Source organism: Actinokineospora baliensis (assembly GCF_016907695.1).
GTDB lineage: Bacteria > Actinomycetota > Actinomycetes > Mycobacteriales > Pseudonocardiaceae > Actinokineospora > Actinokineospora baliensis.
The window spans coordinates 5,207,487-5,223,540 of sequence record NZ_JAFBCK010000001.1; the positions used below are offsets into that span (position 1 = coordinate 5,207,487).

The following is a 16,054-nucleotide window of genomic DNA, read 5'->3' on the forward strand; positions in this document are numbered from 1 at the left end:
TCACCAGACAACACCCATCAGAGAACAGCGCCGACCTGGTGGAAGCCGCCGCCGAAGAACACCAGCGCCTGCCCGGCCTGCCCGCACCGCAGGTCCAGCACCCGGCCGAGGAACACGGTGTGGTCGCCGCCGTCGTGCGACTCGGTCAGTTCGCACTCCAGCCACGCCAGCGCCCCCGACAGCAGCGGCGCCCCGGTGTGCGGTCCCGGGACCCAGTCGACGGCGTCGAACTGGGCCATCCCGGCGGGGCGGCGGCGGTCGGCGAAGTAGGTGGCGATCTCGCGTTGGTCGGCGGCCAGCACCGACACCGCGAACCGCCCGGCGCCGACGATCGCGTCGTGCATGCGCGCGGTCTTGGTCACGCAGCACAGCACCAGCGGCGGGTCCAGCGACACCGAGGTGAACGCGTTGGCGGTCATGCCGTGGCCGTCGTCGCCGCCCGCGGTGAGCACGGTGACGCCGGTGGCGAAGCGCGACATCACCTCACGCAGCGACACCGGCGCCACGTCGGCGGCCAAGCCCACAGCGGACGGGGTGCGCGGTGCTCCGTTGGCGCTCATCTCAGCTCCCCGCCGTCGTGGCCACCCGGGCCCGGGACACCGCGTAAGGCGCCAGCGCCGCCCGCAGCTGCTCGGGCACGCGTGTAGGCACTGTGTCGGTGTTCGGGCCGCGCATGCACGCCACTCGCTGCCTGCCGCGCGCCACCAGCACCTCGACCCCTTCGCGCAGGTGCACGTAGTCGAAGGCGAACTGCACCTGTGTCTGCGTCAGCTCCTCCAGGCGCATCCGCACCGACAGTTCGTCGAAGGCGGTGATCTCGGCGAAGAACTCGCACTCCACGCGCAGGGTGAACAGCTTCAGGTCGGCGCGCAACTCCTCGAGGACCCCGGGGGCGTGCTCGCGCAGGAACAGCTCCCGGCAGCGGCCCTGCCAGCGCAGGTAGTTGACGTAGTAGACGTTGCCGACCAGGTTGGTCTCCTCGAAGCCGACGGTGTGGCGGATCTCGTAGAAGTCCGGCATGTCAGTGCTCCTTCCCGACCAGGACCGCGAAGACGACCGGGTCCGGTCCGCCCCGCACGGTCGTCACCCACGTTGCGATCAGCGCGTCGCCCGCCGAGAGCACCACCCACCCGGCGCCGTGGACGCGGTCCACGGTCAGTGCCTGCGTCGTGGCGCCGGACTTGCGCAGGCACTCCAGCGCGCACCACACCCGGGTGCTCGCCGTGGCGGTGTCTTCGCCCGCCTCGGCGGCGAGCAGGTCACGCACCGGTAGTTGCGCCGCACCCAGCAGGTCGGACCACGGTCGCTCGTGGACCGCCTCGACGTCGCAGGCGAGCCTGCCCGCGCCGACCACCGCGACGGTGAGGCCAGCGCCGTGGGAGGCCGACACGGTGAGGTCGCTGCGCTCGGCCAGTTCCGGTCGGCCGTCGGGCCGGTGCCGCACGGTCACCGGCTCCCCCAGCGCCCGACTCACCGCGAGCTGGGTCTTCTCCCGCCGGGCGCCGTCGGTGCCGTCGGGTTCCACCACGACCGCTCGGCTGCCGCCGATCACCCGCTCCAGCGCGCGCTCCACGATCGAGCCCAGCAGGAACGGCACCCATGGCCCGGCCGGGTCCCGGTGGCGCACCGCGCGCAGCACCAGCCCCTCCCAGCGCTCCACGAGCGTCCCGTCCGGGGCGCACAGGTCCAGGTCGTAGGTGTAGCTGTCGCCGTCCTGGGCGCGCTCCACCGCGTCGAGGACCACGTAGTCGACGTCCTGGGTGTCGCGGTGGGCCAGGTACAGGCGGTCCACGCGCTGCGGGAGCAGGGTCGCGTCGGGCACGCAGGCCTGGATGGCGTGCATGGCGGTGTCGCGGGTGCCCGGGTCGGCCAGGACCTGGGTCTGCGGCAGGAACGGGGCGAACCAGGACGGCTGGGTGCCCGCGGCGATCTCGGCGACCGCGCGGCGCGCCCCCGCCAGCCGGTAGGCCTGCAGCCGTTGGAACCGCTTGCCCTGGAACAGCAGCCCGCCGTAGAGCTCGGTGATCGGGTCGACCGGTATCACCGGCAACCCCGGCGCGCGCCTGTCGTCGATGATGTCGGGCTCTGGGCGGGGGTAGTGGAGGGTGGCGCGGAAGTGGTCGGCGCCGTAGCCGGTCTCCGCGCAGCGGATCACCACCTCCACCGTGCCCGGCCCGGTCACCAGGGCCGCGATCCGGATGGTGGTCGAGGACCCCGGGCGCACGGCGATCGGGCGGGCGAAGACCACGTCCCGCAGCAGCGGCGCGGTGTCGTGGCCGGTGAGGACCCCGGCGATCTGCGCCATGGCCTCCATGCCGAGCACCGCGGGCATCAGCAGGTCACCGTCGAGCAGGTGGTCGTCGAGGTAGGGGTCGCTGCCGGAGGCCAGGTCGGCCTCGGTGACCAGTTCGACGCCGGGGTAGTGGGCCAGGACCCGTTCGGCGAAGCGGCGCAGCGGCAGCTCCGGGCGCGGCAGCCGCAGGGTCGGCAGGCCCGCCATGCGCCCGCTGATCACCAGCACCGGGCCCGCGGCCGGGTCGGCGAGCACCCGGCGCAGCACGGCGATGCCGTTGTCCACCGAGATCGGGGTGATGCCCTCGCGCAGCAGCGCCTCCACCACCCCGAGCCGCTCCCCCATGCCCGCGCCCGACCACACCGACCACTCCAGGGCCAGGACCCTGGCGGCGGGGTGGGTGCGGCCGAACTCGACGGTGAGTTCGGTGAGCCAGTCGTTGGCGGTGGCGTAGTGAGCCTCCCCGCGCAGACCGGCGCGGCCGATGATGCTGCCGAAGGTCACCAGCAGCCGGATCCGGTCGGTGTCGAGGGCGTCCAGGACCGCGCGCAGCCCGTCGACCTTCGGCGCCAGGGCCCGCGCGAACGCGTCGTCGGTCAGGGACGCCAGCGCGGCGGGGTCGTTGCCGCCCGCGCCGTGCAGGACCGCGGTGACCGGGCCCAGGTCGGCGACCAGGGTGTCGACCGCGGCCGCGACCAGCGCCGGGTCGGTGACGTCGGCGCGGGCGTAGCGGACCTCGATGCCCGCCGCGGTCATCCGCGCCAGGTTCGCCGCGAGTTCGGTGTCGGTGGCCGGGTCGGCGCGGCCCAGCAGCGCCAGCCGCGCGCCGGAGTCGGCGGCCATGGCCAGGGCGCACTCGGCGGTGATGCCCTTGCCGCCGCCGGTCACCAGCACCACGTCGTCGGCGGTCAACGCGGGAACGCCGTCGGTGTGGGTGGTGGGCAGGGGTGCCATGGCCGGGACGGTGCGGGTGCCGTCGGTGGCGTAGTGGGCCTCGGTGTACCCGGTGGTGAGCGCGGTTTCCTCGACGACCCGGGTCACCGCGTCCCGCACCCCGGCCGCGGTGGCGGGTTCGGGGTCGGCCAGCTCGACGACGGTCACCGCGACCGCGGGTGCCTCCAGGTGCAGGGTCCTGGCCAGCCCGGCCGCGCCGTAGCGGCCGTGCGCGACCACCAGCCGGGCGCCCGCGAGCGCGGCCCGACCGGCGGCCAGGATCAGCTCCGGGTGCCGCTCTCCGCTGGCTGGCAGGCACAGCAGCACGCCGTCGCCCAGGTCCGACTCGGCGAGCGCTGCCCGCAGCGGCTCGGCCAGCGGGTGCCCGTCGGGCGCGAACACCGTCCACTGTGTACTTCCGGCGGTGACGACGACCTCGGGTCGCGGCTGCGGCTGCCGTGTCACGGCGAACGGGTGCACCCACGGCGCCACCCCCGGCACCTCGCCCGCCGGTTCCTGCTCGTGCGCGGTCTCGGCGAGCTCGTCGATCAGCTCCGCCAGCTCGCCCAGGCTGACCGTGGCGAAGTTCGGGGTGGCCACCAGCGGCGGCCTGCCCAGTTCCCGGGTCACCTCGTTGACGATCTGGCCCACCGTGATCGAGCTCAGGTGCAGGTCGTCGAGCGGGTGGGTCTGCGCGCGGACCGTGTCCAACGGCAGCTCCACCCGTTCGGCAGCCAGCCTGCGCAGCAGCTCCAACGTCGACTCCGCCGCCACCCCGGTGCGCTCGGCCACCGGCTCGGCGGTGACCGGTTCCTCGATGTACTCGAGTTCGGGCGCGGTCTCGCAGGGGTTGGCCAGGAACGTGAACCCGCCGTCGAGCGGCAGCGGCCGCAGCGCGCGACCAGCGAACAGCAGCGTCGTGTCCACCGGGGAGCCCACCGCGTAGGCGGCGGCGACCACCGACAGCAGCGGCACCAGGGAGGCGCTGTCGGTGTCGGTCGAGAGCACCGGCACCCCCGGCGCGATCTGCTCGACCAACCCCGCCAGCACCCGGCCGGGCCCCACCTCTACCGCCAGGTCCGCGCCGGTCACCGCGACCTGCGCCGCCTCGTGGAACCGGACCGGCCGCAGCACCTGCTCGCACAGCAACGCCCGCACATCGGTGTCCACGTCCAGCACGCCCGCGGTCACCGAGGACACCACGTCCCTGGTCAACGGCCGCGTCACCAACCCGGCCAGCTCCCGCTCCATCGCTTCGGCCGCGGGCCGCACCAGCGGCGAGTGGAAGGCGTGCGAGACGTTGATCCGCGTCGCGGTCACCCCGTCGGCGGCCGCCGCCGCGCACACCCGCTCCACCGCGTCGGCCAACCCGGCCACCACGGTCTGGGTCGGGCCGTTGAACCCGGCGATCACCACGTCCTCGCCGCCCACCAGGCGCCTGGTCCGCTCCGGGTCCGCGGCCAACCCGGCCATCGCGCCGCCGCCGCGGCTGGCCTCGGCCATGATCCGGCCCCGGGTCGCCGCCAACCGCAGCAACTCCCCGCCGTCCACCGCCCCCGCCCAGCCCAGCGCGGTCACCTCGCCGAGGCTGTGGCCGACGGCGACCGCCGCGTCCACCCCCAGCGCGCCCAGCACCCGCACCGCAGCCAGCGACCCGGCCACGATCCTGGGCTGCGCCACCTCCGTGGCCACCTGGTCACCGCCCAACGGCACCGGCACCGCCCCGAACACGTCCTCGGCCACGGTGAACCGGCGGCGCATCGCGCCCACCCCGCCGCGCCCGGACCCCTGACCGGGGAACAGGAACGCGATCCGCGGCGCCGCCTGCGCCACCCCCAGGAACACCCCGTCCTGCGGGACGAACAGCGACTCCTCGCCCGCGTCGAGCGCCTCCAGCAGGCGCAGCAGCTTGCGGTGCGCGTCCAGCGGCCCGGTCGCCACCACCGCCGCCCGATACCCGCGCCCGGACGCCTCGACCGCCAGTTCAGCGGCCAGGTCGGCCACCTCCGCCTGCGACAACCGCGGCGCCAACTCCGCCGCCCGCGCCACCGCGGCCCGAAGCCGCGCCGGGTCGTCACCGTCGAACAGCAGCAGCTCCGCGTCCTGGCGGCCGGTCACCAACGCCGTCGTCCGCCGCCCCACCGCGCTGCGCCGCTGCACCCCCGGCGCCTGCTCCACCGCCACGTGCGTGTTGATCCCGCCGAACCCCATCGCCGACACCCCCGCCCGCACCGGCTGGTCCGCGGGCCACAACTGCGCCACAGAAGGCACGTACAACGCCGCCGACTCCCCCAGCAGCCGCGGGTGCGGGTCGTGGTGCCCGGTACCCGGCGGGATCACCTGGTGGTGCACCGCCAACACCGCCTTGACCAACCCGGCCACCCCCGCCGCGGCCTTCGTGTGCCCGAAGTTGCCCTTCACCGTGCCCAACGCCGCCGGTCGCGCCCCCGGGTCGGCCGCCAGCCGCGCCGAGGACAACGCGTCGATCTCCGTCGCGTCCCCCAACGCCGTGCCCGTCCCGTGCCCCTCGAAGTAGGACACCGACTCCACCCCGTACCCCGCCCGCCGGTACGCCCGCTGCAACGCCAACCGGTGCCCACCGGCCTCCGGGCGGGTGATCCCGCCACGACCGTCCGACGACACCCCCCACCCGGTCACCGTCGCGTAGATCCGCCCACCCCTGGCCACCGCGTCCGCCTCGCGCATCAGCACGAGCACCCCGCAGCCCTCACCCGGCCAGAACCCGTTCGAATCGCGGTCGTAGACCTTCATCTCCCCGGTCGCCAACGCCCCCGTCTTGGCGAACCCGATCACCTCGAACGGGTCGATCGACAGGTCCACGCCACCGGCCACCGCCACGTCCAACTCGCCGTCCACCAGCGCCTTGGCCGCGGTGGCCACCGACAACAACGACGACGAACACGCCCCGTCCACCGTGTAGCCGCCGCCGCGCAGGTCGAAGTGGTTGCAGATCCGGCCCGCGATCGTGTTGGCCAACCCCCCGGCCAGCGAGTCCTCGTCGATCGGCGGGAACGGCGCCTTGTAGCGGCCCTCCACCTCCCGCAACAACGCCGCGGTGTCCTCCGCCGCCCAACCCCGCTCCGCCAACGCCGCCGCCACCGTGCGCCGCACGTACGGCCACCGCAGCCGCAGCACGTTCGCCCGGGAGAACTCCCCGGTCAGGCTGTTGCCGATCACCACACCCGTCGACGCCCTGGGCAGGCCCTCCCCGTCCGGGAACCCCGCGTCGGCCAACGCCCGCGCCGCGGTGTCCAACGCCAACCAGTGCGTCAGGTCCGTCGACCGGTACGTCGACCCCGCCACCTGGTAGCGCACCCGGTCGAACTCGAAGTCCCGCAGCACCGCCGCCGTCGCCGCGTAGAACCGGTCCGGCGCCGCCGGGTCCGGCGAGAAGTAGTCCGCGTGGCTCATCCGCTCCTCGGGCAGCCGCCGGAACGCCCGCCGCCCGGCCAACACCGTCTCCCACAACTGCGCCGGCGAGTCCGCGTCCGGATAACGCACACCGATGCCGACGACCGCGATCCGCGAGTCACGCCCGCCGGAGCACTCGACCTGTTCCACGGCCACTTTCCCCCGCTTCCACTCGTCCACACCAATTCCAACCCACATCGCCCAACGATAGGCAATCGTGCCGGAAACCCCTTTCGAACTCTTCTCGGATTGTGCCGTGCACCCGCCCCGACCAGCGGTGGTGCATAACAGCGTGATTTCACAACTCGGCGGCAATTCGATAGTGCCGTTATGGAAACAATCGCGAAATGCGCGGACGAGACGCCGTACGGTCGCGCGGGCCGTCCGGACGCCTGCGGAGAATGTCATCTCCGAGCGTGCTCTCCTTGCCCGTGACACGCCCGGGAGTCCACCCCCGACGCTTGTTAGCATCGGCTTACCGGGCCACCACGCCGAATGTTCGAACCACCCAGGGCCACCACCGCCGAAACGGTCACCGCGCGAATTACCGCCGACACCGTTTCACCCGGACGTCGCACTCCGGCCACCCATTCGCCCGGCCTTTCGCGCACCGGGCGCCACCACCGCACAGGAGTCCGATGGCGACCCAGAGGCAGACCGACGAGCCCACCACCACCGCGCCACGCCGCCGCGGCCTGGTCATCGCCCTGAGCGCGCTGGCCGGGTTCCTGCTCACCGTCGTCTGGTCCGCCGAGTTCGTCGACGCCACCATCGGCGACTCCGTGGCCAACACCCTGCTCGGCCACGACGCCAAGCAGACCCCCATCGCCGGGATCGCCGCGGGCATCGCCTTCGCGTTCGCCTCCGGCGTCGCGGGCACCTTCACCGCCTGCAACATCGCCGCCCTCGGCGCCGTCGCGCCCCTGCTCGGCACCCCGGGCAACCGCTGGTCGCGGCTGGGCCACGCGCTGCGGCCCCTGGGCTGGATGGCCGTCGGGATGACCGCGGTCTCCGCCGCCTACGGCGCGCTCGTGGGCATCGTCGGCACCGCCATGCCCCAGTTCGCCACCGCCACCGGCCCCGGCCTCGCACCGCGCGCCATCCAGTCGATGGTGGTCTTCGGCGTCATCGGCCTGGCCATGGTCTACCTCGGCCTCGCCGCCCTCGCCGTCGTGCCCGACCCGTTCGCCCGGATCAGCAGCCGCTTCCCGCACGCCCGCATGGTGTTCCTCGGCGCGCTCATCGGCGGGTTCCTCATCGGCCGCCCGTTCGCGCTGTTCCGGCAGATGTTCCGGCACGCCGCCGAGAGCCACGACCCGCTCTACGGCGCCGCCGCGTTCACCCTGCAGTCACTGGGCAACACCGTGGTCATGGCGGTGCTGTTCCTGCTGCTCGCGTTGGCAGGCGGCGGCCGCGTCGGCCGCTGGCTGGCCGCCGACCCCCGGCGCGCCGCGGTGCTCACCGCCGCCGCCCTGATCGCCGCGGGCGTGTTCACCGTCCTGTACTGGGACGTGCGGCTGCTGGCCCGCCGCGACATCCTGCCCTGGTACCCCACCGCGCCGTGGGCCTGACCCCGCGGACGCCGCGAACCGGCCGGTGGCCAGGTGGGGCATTCCCTGGCCACCGGCCGGTTCGCGTCACACGAGCGCCCCGGGGCGCTCAGCCCAGTTGGGCGTCCGCGGTCACCGGCTGCTGGTCGAGCACCGCCAGCAGCACCGGCGGGTCCAGCGCGTTGGCCGGGCGCAGCCGCAGGTCAACCGGCCTGGCGGGCATCTCCGCGCGCACCACCAGCGGCCCGTGCACCCCGACGAACCCGTCGTAGTCCTGCTCCGACTGGGCCGGGGCCGCCTCGAACCCGGCGTCGCCGTCGACCCCGCCGTACTCGTCGGCCTCCGACATCGCCGGGGAGTAGGCGAGCACGTGCCAGGTCCCCTGCGGCACCATCTCCAGCACGTAGGGCCCGGGGCCAGCCAGCACCGAGCAGCGCACCGGGTTGCCCTGCGGCAGCCGGTCGGGGAACAGGCCGATGAACACCAGCCCGGCCCGGCCCGCCAGCGGCGGCCGCACGTGGCCGCGGATGTCGACCTGCCGCGCCGCGCCAGCCGGTCTGCGGCCGTCCACGCAGATCCGCGAGGTGAACCCGCCCAGCCGCCGGTACATCGTCGGCGAGACGCCGACGCTCGCGCGGAAGCGGGAGCTGAAGGTGCCCACGCTGGAATACCCGACGCGGTGGCTGATGTCGGTCACGCTCAACGAGGTCGCCACCAGCAGCCGCTTCGCCTCCTGCAGCCGCATCGCGGACAGGAATCGACCGGGCGACACCCCGGTGACCCGCAGGAAGACCCGGGAGAAGTGGAACTTGCTGAACATCGCGGTGCGGGCCATGTCATCAATCGTGATGTGCTCGCCTAAATTCTCGCGCATGCACTCGATGACACGGCCTACAGCTTTCTCGATAAACTCCTCCATTTGCGCGTCCCATCATCACTCTCGACAGAGGGAAAGCCCGGTGCAACGACATTCCGACATTCGTCGGTGACTATTCGAGAATCGAAATAGTTCACCGTGGTGGCATGTCAGTGGAATGTGACGAAGCGCTGATGAGAGGATGTCCGCCGCAATGCCGCACCCCCAGTCACAGACCATGACTACGGTCTCAAGCTAGCAGTCCTTCACCAGGTGCGCAAGCAATCGGAAAACCACCCATACGGCGGTTAAGTCCACAGTGGACGATCGGCGACGGGGCGTCGACACGGGCATTGAATGCCCCGATAGGGGTGTCCGCGCTATCGCCGGGCGCACCCGTCGGGGGGCGGCGCGGCCCGTCGGGGAATTCGTTCGAGGAGACCGGTCGTGCTGCCTTGACGCCCAATCCGGAATACGACGGGCGGCCCAGTGCCACGCCGCCTTTCGGGCGAGACCCGCGCCGGGCGGGGACGGCAACCTTGAAGATGCGCCCGGGTGGGCGCCGACTCGACCATGGATTCCGCCTTGCGAACAGGAGGATCCCCGTGCCAGCGGACACGCCAGACCACGAACCGGCCCACCCCCGGGTCGAGCCGCAACCACCACCGGCCGACCCGCGCGAGACCAGCACGCTGGAGGCGTTCGCCGACACGATCATACCGGGGCAGAAGCGGTCACCGGACGATCGCGCGATCGCGGGCGCCGCCGAGGGCGGTGGTGCCGTCGCCGCGGGCGCGCTGGAGCTGCTGCGCACCCCCGCGACCGGCATCACCGCAGGTCTGGGACCGCTGGCCGCCGCGCTCAACGCCCACGCCGAGACCTACGCCGCCGAGCGCGGCCTCGACCTCGACACCGACGTCCCGGCGTTCGTCGCGCTGCCCTTCGAGCACCGCAGCGCGCTGGTCGCGGCGCTGACCACCCCGGGGCACCCGGAGAAGGACGGCTGGGTGCTGCTGGCGCTGTTCAGCAACATGGCCTACGACTCCGCGGCACACATGAGCACCGCCGACGCCCTCGACCAGGGGCACCCCGGGCTGCTGAGCATGGGGTTCGCCAAGCCCGACGGCGACGGGCTGTGGCGCTTCCCCCGGTACTCCTACGGCCGGGTACTGGCCCGCCCGCACCCGTCCACCACAGCATCGGGGAGCCCACGATGACGAGTTCACCCCGCACGGACGTCGTCGTCGTCGGCAGCGGCTTCGGCGGCGCGATCGCGGCCTACCACCTGGCCGCGGGCGGCGCGAAGGTCGAGGTCCTCGAGCGCGGCCCGTGGCTGCGCGGCACCGACTTCGACCACGACTACCTGCTCGGCAAGTCCTACACCCGGGTGTTCGACTTCGTCGCCGGTGACGGCATGAGCCTGCTCGGCGGCAACTGCGTCGGCGGCGGCAGCGTCGTCTACTTCGCCGCGCTGCCGCGCGCCCCGCGCTTCGCCTTCGAGCGCCACGGCAGCATCGGCAGGCGCATGTGGCCCGCGGCAATCAGCCGCGACACCCTCGACCCCTGGTACGACCGGGTCTCGCGGGTCATCCCGGTGCGCACCCAGGACTGGTCGGAGGTCACCTACTCCGGCGGGCTGTGGGCCGCGGCGTGCGACCACGCCGGGCGCACCGCCAACCCGGTCCCGGTGGGCATCGACGCCGCCAAGTGCACCAACTGCAACTGGATGATGGCGGGCTGCCGGTTCGACGCCAAGCGGTCGCTGCTGATGAACTACCTGCCGGGGGCGTTGGCGCACGGCGCCACCATCCGGCCGCTGCACGAGGTCCAGAAGATCACCCGCACCGACGACGGCGGCTACCGGGTGCACTACAACGAGGTCGACGAGGTCGACTACCGGGTGCACACCGGCGGCGGGACCATCGACGCCAAGATCGTGGTGCTCGCCGCGGGCGCCGGGGCGACCCCGATCATCCTGCGCCGCTCGGAGCCCGAGCTCGGCGCGATGCCCGAGGCGGTCGGCCGCTACTTCTCCGGCAACGGCGAGCGGCTCAACACCGCGGTGATCAACGAGGACCGGGTCCGCGAGGTGCTGGGCCTCGACCGCGGCGACGGCATCGCCTACGCGGCCAACCAGATCGGCAAGGGCCCGGTGGTGGCCAGCTGGGACCGCCTCGACGAGAACCTGCCCGAGTACTCGCGGTTCTCCCTCGAGCAGCTGTACTTCCCGCCCGGGCTGGGCACGATCCTGGCCCAGGCGGCCACCGCAGGCGGCCCGGCGTGGTTCGGGGTGGAGAAGAAGGAGATGCTCAGCCGCTGGCGGTCGTGGCTGACGATCTTCCAGATGACCGAGGACGACAACGAGGGCGTCTTCGGGCCGCCGCCGCCCACCGGCAACGCCTACCGCATCTCCCAGCAGATGCTCGGCCGCGGCCCGCTGCGCTACGACCCGACGCCCAACACGCTGCGCGGGTGGGCCGCCGCCGACGCCGAGGTACGCGACATCCTCGAACGCGACGGACTCGCGACCGTGCTGCCCTGGACCAACGACGTGGTCGGCGCCTACACGGTGCACCCGCTCTCGTCGTGCCGCATCGGTGACGACCCGGCCACCTCCGCCCTCGACGACCGGCACGAGCTGCGCGGACACCCGGGGATCTTCGTCACCGACGGCGCCGCCGTGCCCGGCGCGCTCACCGTCAACCCCGCGCTCACCATCGCCGCGCTGGCCGAACGGGCCATGCCCGGCATCGTCGCCGCCGCCCGCGCCCGCGGTGTCGACGTCCGCTACGGCGCCCCGCTGCCCGACGACGCGGCCAGCAGCCCGGTCACCGCCCGCTGAACCGAGGTGGTCAACGCCATGAGCGGTGGACTGGTGCGCAAAGCCCTGCGCAGATCCCTCAACCAGGTCCGGTACGTCACCCCGGTGCCGCCCGCGCGGGCACGGGGGGTGGTCGCCGAGGTCTACGCGGGTCTCGAACGGGACTTCGGGATGCTCGCGCCGCCGATCGCCCTGCACTCGCCCGCGCCCGAGGCGATGGCGGCGGGGTGGGCGATGCTGCGCGAGACGCTGGTGGCCCCGGGCAGGGTCGACCGGGCGGTCAAAGAGGCCGTCGCGATGGCGGTGTCGCAGGCCAACACCTGCCCGTACTGCGTCGACGTGCACGTCTCCTCGCTCGGCGCGCACTCCTCGCTGAACCCGACTGCCGAGGAACACGCCGCGCTGCGCACCGCGGTCGACTGGGCGCGCTCGACCGGGCGCGCCGACCCGCCGCCGCAGGGCTGGGCGCCGGAGATGGTCGGCACAGCGGTCACCTTCCACTACCTCAACCGGATGGTGAACCTGTTCCTGCCGGAGTCCCCCGTGCCCACCGGGTTGCCGCCCTCGGCGCGCACGACCGCGCTGCGGCTGCTCGGGCTGTTCACCCTCTCCGGTGGGCGGGCCGGGCCCGCACCCGCCGACCTGCTGCCCGCGGCGGACCTGCCGTCGGACCTGGCGTGGGCGCGGGGCAACACCGCCGTGGCGACGGCGTTCGCCCGCGCGGCCGCGGCCATCGACGCGGCGGGGCAGCGGTCGGTGCCTGCGTCGGCGCGCGAACTGGTGTGCGCGCGACTGTCCGACTGGCGCGGTGAACCACCAGGGCTCAGCCGGGCCTGGGCGCACGACGCGGTGGCCTCCCTGCCCGAGGAGGACCGGGCCGCCGGGCGGTTGGCGCTGCTGACGGCACTGGCGTCCTACCAGGTCGCCGACGCCGACATCGAGCAGTTGCGCGCCACCGGGGCCGACGACCGCGCGCTGGTCGAGCTCGCCGCGTGGGCGAGCCTGAGCGCTGCCCGCCGCGCCGGGCAGCGGTTGGTCGAGGGCTCGCACCCGACCGAAGTTCCCTTGTAGACAGTCGATCGCTGCAGAGAGGACCTTTCCCATGGCCGGACCGCCGTCTGTACTCGCCGCGCTGGAGCAGGAGGCCGACCAGGTCGACCGGCTGCTCGCCGGGCTGGAGGCGCCCAGGTGGGCGCTGCCGACCCCGGCGCCGGGGTGGACGATCAGCCACCAGGTCGCGCACCTGGCCGCCACCTTCCGGCTGGCGGGCCTGGCCGCGGCCGATCCCGCGGCCTTCACCGCGCTGGCCGCCACCCTGAGCCCCGACTTCGACGCCAACGTCGCCCACGCGATGCGGCCGTTCCTGGCCGACCCGCCGGAGGTGCTGCTGCAGCGTTGGCGCGAGGAGCGCGCCAACGCCGTCGTCGCGCTCGCCGCGGTGCCCGCCGACCAGGTCGTGCCGTGGCTGGTGCGGCCGCTGCCGCCGGGGGTGCTGGCCGCCGCCGGGATGATGGAGCTGTTCGGGCACGGGCAGGACATCGCCGACGCGCTCGGTGCCCGCCGCGAGGTCACCGACCGGCTCGGGCACCTGGTCGGGTTCGCCGTGCGCACCTGGGACTTCGGCTACCTCGCCCGCGGCGCCACCGCGCCGGACGAGCCGTTCCGCTTCGAGATCACCGGACCGTCAGGGGTCGTCTGGGACTTCGGCCCCGCCGACGCCGCCAACCGGATCACCGGCCCGGCCGAAGACTTCTGCCTGCTGGTCACCCGCCGCCGCCACCACAGCGACCTCGCCGTGCGCGCCGAGGGCGAGGCGGCCGTGCGGTGGCTGGAGATCGCGCAGGCCTACCGGGGGCCCGCGGGTCAGGGTCGCGCGCCCGGCCAGTTCACCCCGGCCCGCGCCTGACCGACCTTCCGGTTCGACAAAAGAAGTCCCTTATATAAAGACATAGCTCGGCAATGCGGGAGATGCCCACCACGGGCCCGCCGATAATCATGGGTACGCGCGTCCGGTCCGGGCGCGCGTACCCATTCGCGCACCCGGTGGGAGAAATAGATGCCGACCACCCTCGGTTCCCTTCGCCGACTTCTGCTCACCCCGTCACTGGCCGAGGTGACGTTCGCCGAACGCGGATTCCCGGCCACCCCGTCACCGGCCACCCGGCGGTTGGAGGCCATTCCGCAGGCGGTCATCTGCGGGTTCGAATGGGGAATCGACACCCGCGACCAGTGGGAGCTCGAGCGCAGGCTGGAGCTGGTCGAGCCCGAGCAGGTGGGGTTCGCGTTCGAGGGCGCCACCATGGCGTTCACCGTGCTCGACGCGATGTGCGGCGGCCGGGGGACGCGCACCAGGGACCTGCTCAACGGGCCCGGCCGCCCGCACGTGCCGCTGGCCTACATCGGGATCGGGTTCGCGATGGCCCGGCTGCCGCGCAAGCTGTGGCGGCGGGTGCTGCCCGAGATCACGGGCTCGCCGTTCCACCCCACGATGAGCTGGCTGGCCGTCGACGGCTACGGCTTCGACCGCGCCTACTTCGACACCAAGCGCTGGGTGCACCAGCAGCGCGAGACCAAGCCCTACCCGTGGCAGGACTGCCCGGCGTATTTCCCGCGCGCCTTCGACCAGGGTGTCGGGCGGGCGCTGTGGTTCATCCACGGCGCCCGCCCGCTCGAGGTGGCCGCGGCGGTGGACCGGTTCGAGCCGCGGCGGCGGGCTGACCTGTGGAGCGGGGTGGGGCTGGCGTCGACATTCGCGGGCGGCTGTCCCGCCGACGAGCTCGCGACCCTGCCCGACCTGGCCGGGCAACACCGGGCGCAGTTGGCGCTGGGCATGGTGTTCGCGGTCAAGGCCCGCGACTACGCCGGTTTCGTCCCCGCGCACACCGAGGCGGCGGCGTCGGCGCTGGGCGGGGTGGGCGTGGCCGAGGCGGTGGTCGTCGCCGACGAGACGGCCGTGCACGACGGTGGTTCGGACACCGAACCGCCCTACGAGCGGTGGCGGGCCCGGATCGCGTCCCGCTTCCAGGCAGGCGTCCCCCGGCTGCCCGCCGGAGCATTCGAAAAACGTAGTCGGTAATACCAAACGACAAGTTTTGAATGGTCACACAAGGCACACCAGGAGTAGCCGCCCATTACGGGTTCGAGGCAGATTTGATGCGTTGTCAAAGCCGGGCGCTAACGGAGGAGAACACCTTGGCGAATGTTTGGCGCGCGTTGAGACGTCGCGTCCTCACCCCGAATGTCTCGGCCACGCTGCTCGACACGCGTGGTTTCCACAAAAAGAGCCCGGCGGCGCAGCAGTTGCTCGAAAAGGTCGGCGAAATGTTCCTGACCGGGTACGCCCACGCCGCCGAGGCGCGCACCCCGGCCGAGGCCGAGGACCGGTTGGAGGCGCTGCCGACCCGGTTCCGCGGTTTCGCCTACGAAGGCGCGGCGATGGCGTTCACCATGCGCGACCGCCTCCCGCTCAGCGGCGGCGGGCACCTCGCCGGGTTCCTGGCCGGGCGCGGCGGCGCGCACAACTACATGGCCTACGTGGGGGTGGGTTGGGCGATGGCCCGGCTCCCCCGCTTCCGCTGGCCCGCCGCCGCGGGCACCGACCCGCTGCTGCGGTGGCTGGTGCTCGACGGCTACGGCTTCCACCAGGCCTACTTCCGCACCCAGCGCTACGTGCACGAGCAGTACCGGCAGGAGCACTTCCCCTGGCCGGGCCAGGACCCGAGCGGCTACGCCACCCGGGCCATCGACCAGGGCATCGGCCGCGCCATGTGGTTCGTGGCGGGCACCGACGTCCCCCTGGTCGTCTCGATGATCGAGAAGTTCGCCGAGTCCCGGCGCGCGGACCTCTACGCCGGGACCGGGTTGGCCGCCACCTACGCGGGCGGCGCCGACGAGGCGGAGCTGCGGCAGCTGTGGGAGCTCGCGGGTGAGCACCGCGCGCAGCTCGCGCAGGGCTCGGCGTTCGCCGCCGAGGCCAGGATCCGCGCCGACCTGCTCGTGCCGCACACCGGGCTGGCGACCAGGGTCTTCTGCTCGATGGACCCGCACGACGCCGCCAAGCTCACCCAGGACGTCCGGCCCGCGCGGCCGGTCGACGGGCAGGTCCCCGCCTACGAGAGCTGGCGGCAGCGCATCACCGGTGAGTTCGTGTCCCTTGGGAGGTGTTGATC

At 73.2% G+C, this 16,054-nt stretch carries 11 protein-coding genes; 7 read left to right on the forward strand and 4 right to left on the reverse strand.

Annotated elements, in window-relative coordinates:
- Window positions 1-17: 17 nt before the first annotated feature.
- Genes JOD54_RS23650 through JOD54_RS23660 form a run of 3 tightly spaced genes read right to left on the reverse strand, consistent with a single transcriptional unit; the run spans window position 18 to window position 6,856 of the window.
- Complete coding sequence (locus tag JOD54_RS23650; protein ID WP_204453239.1) at window positions 18-560, reverse strand: flavin reductase family protein; 543 nt, start codon at window positions 558-560, stop codon at window positions 18-20.
- Between the two features lies 1 nt (window position 561).
- Window positions 562-1,020 (reverse strand): acyl-CoA thioesterase, encoded by a 459-nt coding sequence (locus JOD54_RS23655; RefSeq protein ID WP_204453240.1) that lies wholly within the window; start codon window positions 1,018-1,020, stop codon window positions 562-564.
- Between the two features lies 1 nt (window position 1,021).
- The gene (locus JOD54_RS23660) at window positions 1,022-6,856 is read right to left on the reverse strand and encodes a type I polyketide synthase (protein ID WP_204453241.1); all 5,835 of its coding nucleotides are present in this window, start codon (window positions 6,854-6,856) and stop codon (window positions 1,022-1,024) included.
- A gap of 440 nt (window positions 6,857-7,296) precedes the next feature.
- Between JOD54_RS23660 and JOD54_RS23665 the strand changes: the two genes are divergently transcribed.
- Window positions 7,297-8,229, forward strand: a complete 933-nt coding sequence (locus JOD54_RS23665; RefSeq protein WP_239573484.1) for a hypothetical protein — start codon at window positions 7,297-7,299, stop codon at window positions 8,227-8,229.
- Between the two features lie 88 nt (window positions 8,230-8,317).
- On the opposite strand, the gene JOD54_RS23670 is transcribed toward JOD54_RS23665, so the two are convergent.
- Entirely contained in the window at window positions 8,318-9,082 is a 765-nt protein-coding gene (locus tag JOD54_RS23670; protein WP_239573485.1) for a helix-turn-helix domain-containing protein, read from the reverse strand.
- Window positions 9,083-9,756: 674 nt separating this feature from the next.
- Between JOD54_RS23670 and JOD54_RS23675 the strand changes: the two genes are divergently transcribed.
- The 6 genes from JOD54_RS23675 (at window position 9,757) to JOD54_RS23700 (ending at window position 16,052) form a co-directional block, all read left to right on the forward strand.
- Window positions 9,757-10,281, forward strand: coding sequence for a DUF5987 family protein (locus JOD54_RS23675; RefSeq protein WP_204456513.1), 525 nt, complete (start codon window positions 9,757-9,759; stop codon window positions 10,279-10,281).
- Complete coding sequence (locus JOD54_RS23680) at window positions 10,278-11,906, forward strand: FAD-dependent oxidoreductase (protein ID WP_204453243.1); 1,629 nt, start codon at window positions 10,278-10,280, stop codon at window positions 11,904-11,906. Before JOD54_RS23675 ends, JOD54_RS23680 begins: the two co-directional genes overlap by 4 nt.
- A gap of 18 nt (window positions 11,907-11,924) precedes the next feature.
- A complete protein-coding gene (locus tag JOD54_RS23685) occupies window positions 11,925-12,956 on the forward strand; it encodes a carboxymuconolactone decarboxylase family protein (RefSeq protein ID WP_204453244.1) in 1,032 nt (343 codons plus the stop codon).
- Window positions 12,957-12,987: 31 nt separating this feature from the next.
- On the forward strand, window positions 12,988-13,791 hold the full coding sequence (locus tag JOD54_RS23690) for a TIGR03084 family metal-binding protein (RefSeq protein WP_204453246.1): 804 nt from the start codon (window positions 12,988-12,990) through the stop codon (window positions 13,789-13,791).
- A gap of 150 nt (window positions 13,792-13,941) precedes the next feature.
- Entirely contained in the window at window positions 13,942-14,961 is a 1,020-nt protein-coding gene (locus JOD54_RS23695) for a DUF1702 family protein (RefSeq protein WP_204453248.1), read from the forward strand.
- A 116-nt stretch (window positions 14,962-15,077) separates the two neighbouring features.
- A complete protein-coding gene (locus tag JOD54_RS23700; RefSeq protein WP_239573486.1) occupies window positions 15,078-16,052 on the forward strand; it encodes a DUF1702 family protein in 975 nt (324 codons plus the stop codon).
- Window positions 16,053-16,054: the final 2 nt, after the last annotated feature.

Excerpts from the sequence above, each read along its gene's own strand:
- JOD54_RS23690 (WP_204453246.1), top strand. The coding sequence starts at position 12,988 with ATGGCCGGACCGCCGTCTGTACTCGCCGCGCTGGAGCAGGAGGCCGAC.
- JOD54_RS23660 (WP_204453241.1), bottom strand. The coding sequence starts at position 6,856 with ATGTGGGTTGGAATTGGTGTGGACGAGTGGAAGCGGGGGAAAGTGGCC.
- JOD54_RS23655 (WP_204453240.1), bottom strand. The coding sequence starts at position 1,020 with ATGCCGGACTTCTACGAGATCCGCCACACCGTCGGCTTCGAGGAGACC.
- JOD54_RS23680 (WP_204453243.1), top strand. The coding sequence starts at position 10,278 with ATGACGAGTTCACCCCGCACGGACGTCGTCGTCGTCGGCAGCGGCTTC.
- JOD54_RS23695 (WP_204453248.1), top strand. The coding sequence starts at position 13,942 with ATGCCGACCACCCTCGGTTCCCTTCGCCGACTTCTGCTCACCCCGTCA.
- JOD54_RS23650 (WP_204453239.1), bottom strand. The coding sequence starts at position 560 with ATGAGCGCCAACGGAGCACCGCGCACCCCGTCCGCTGTGGGCTTGGCC.
- JOD54_RS23670 (WP_239573485.1), bottom strand. The coding sequence starts at position 9,082 with ATGCGCGAGAATTTAGGCGAGCACATCACGATTGATGACATGGCCCGC.
- JOD54_RS23665 (WP_239573484.1), top strand. The coding sequence starts at position 7,297 with ATGGCGACCCAGAGGCAGACCGACGAGCCCACCACCACCGCGCCACGC.
- JOD54_RS23685 (WP_204453244.1), top strand. The coding sequence starts at position 11,925 with ATGAGCGGTGGACTGGTGCGCAAAGCCCTGCGCAGATCCCTCAACCAG.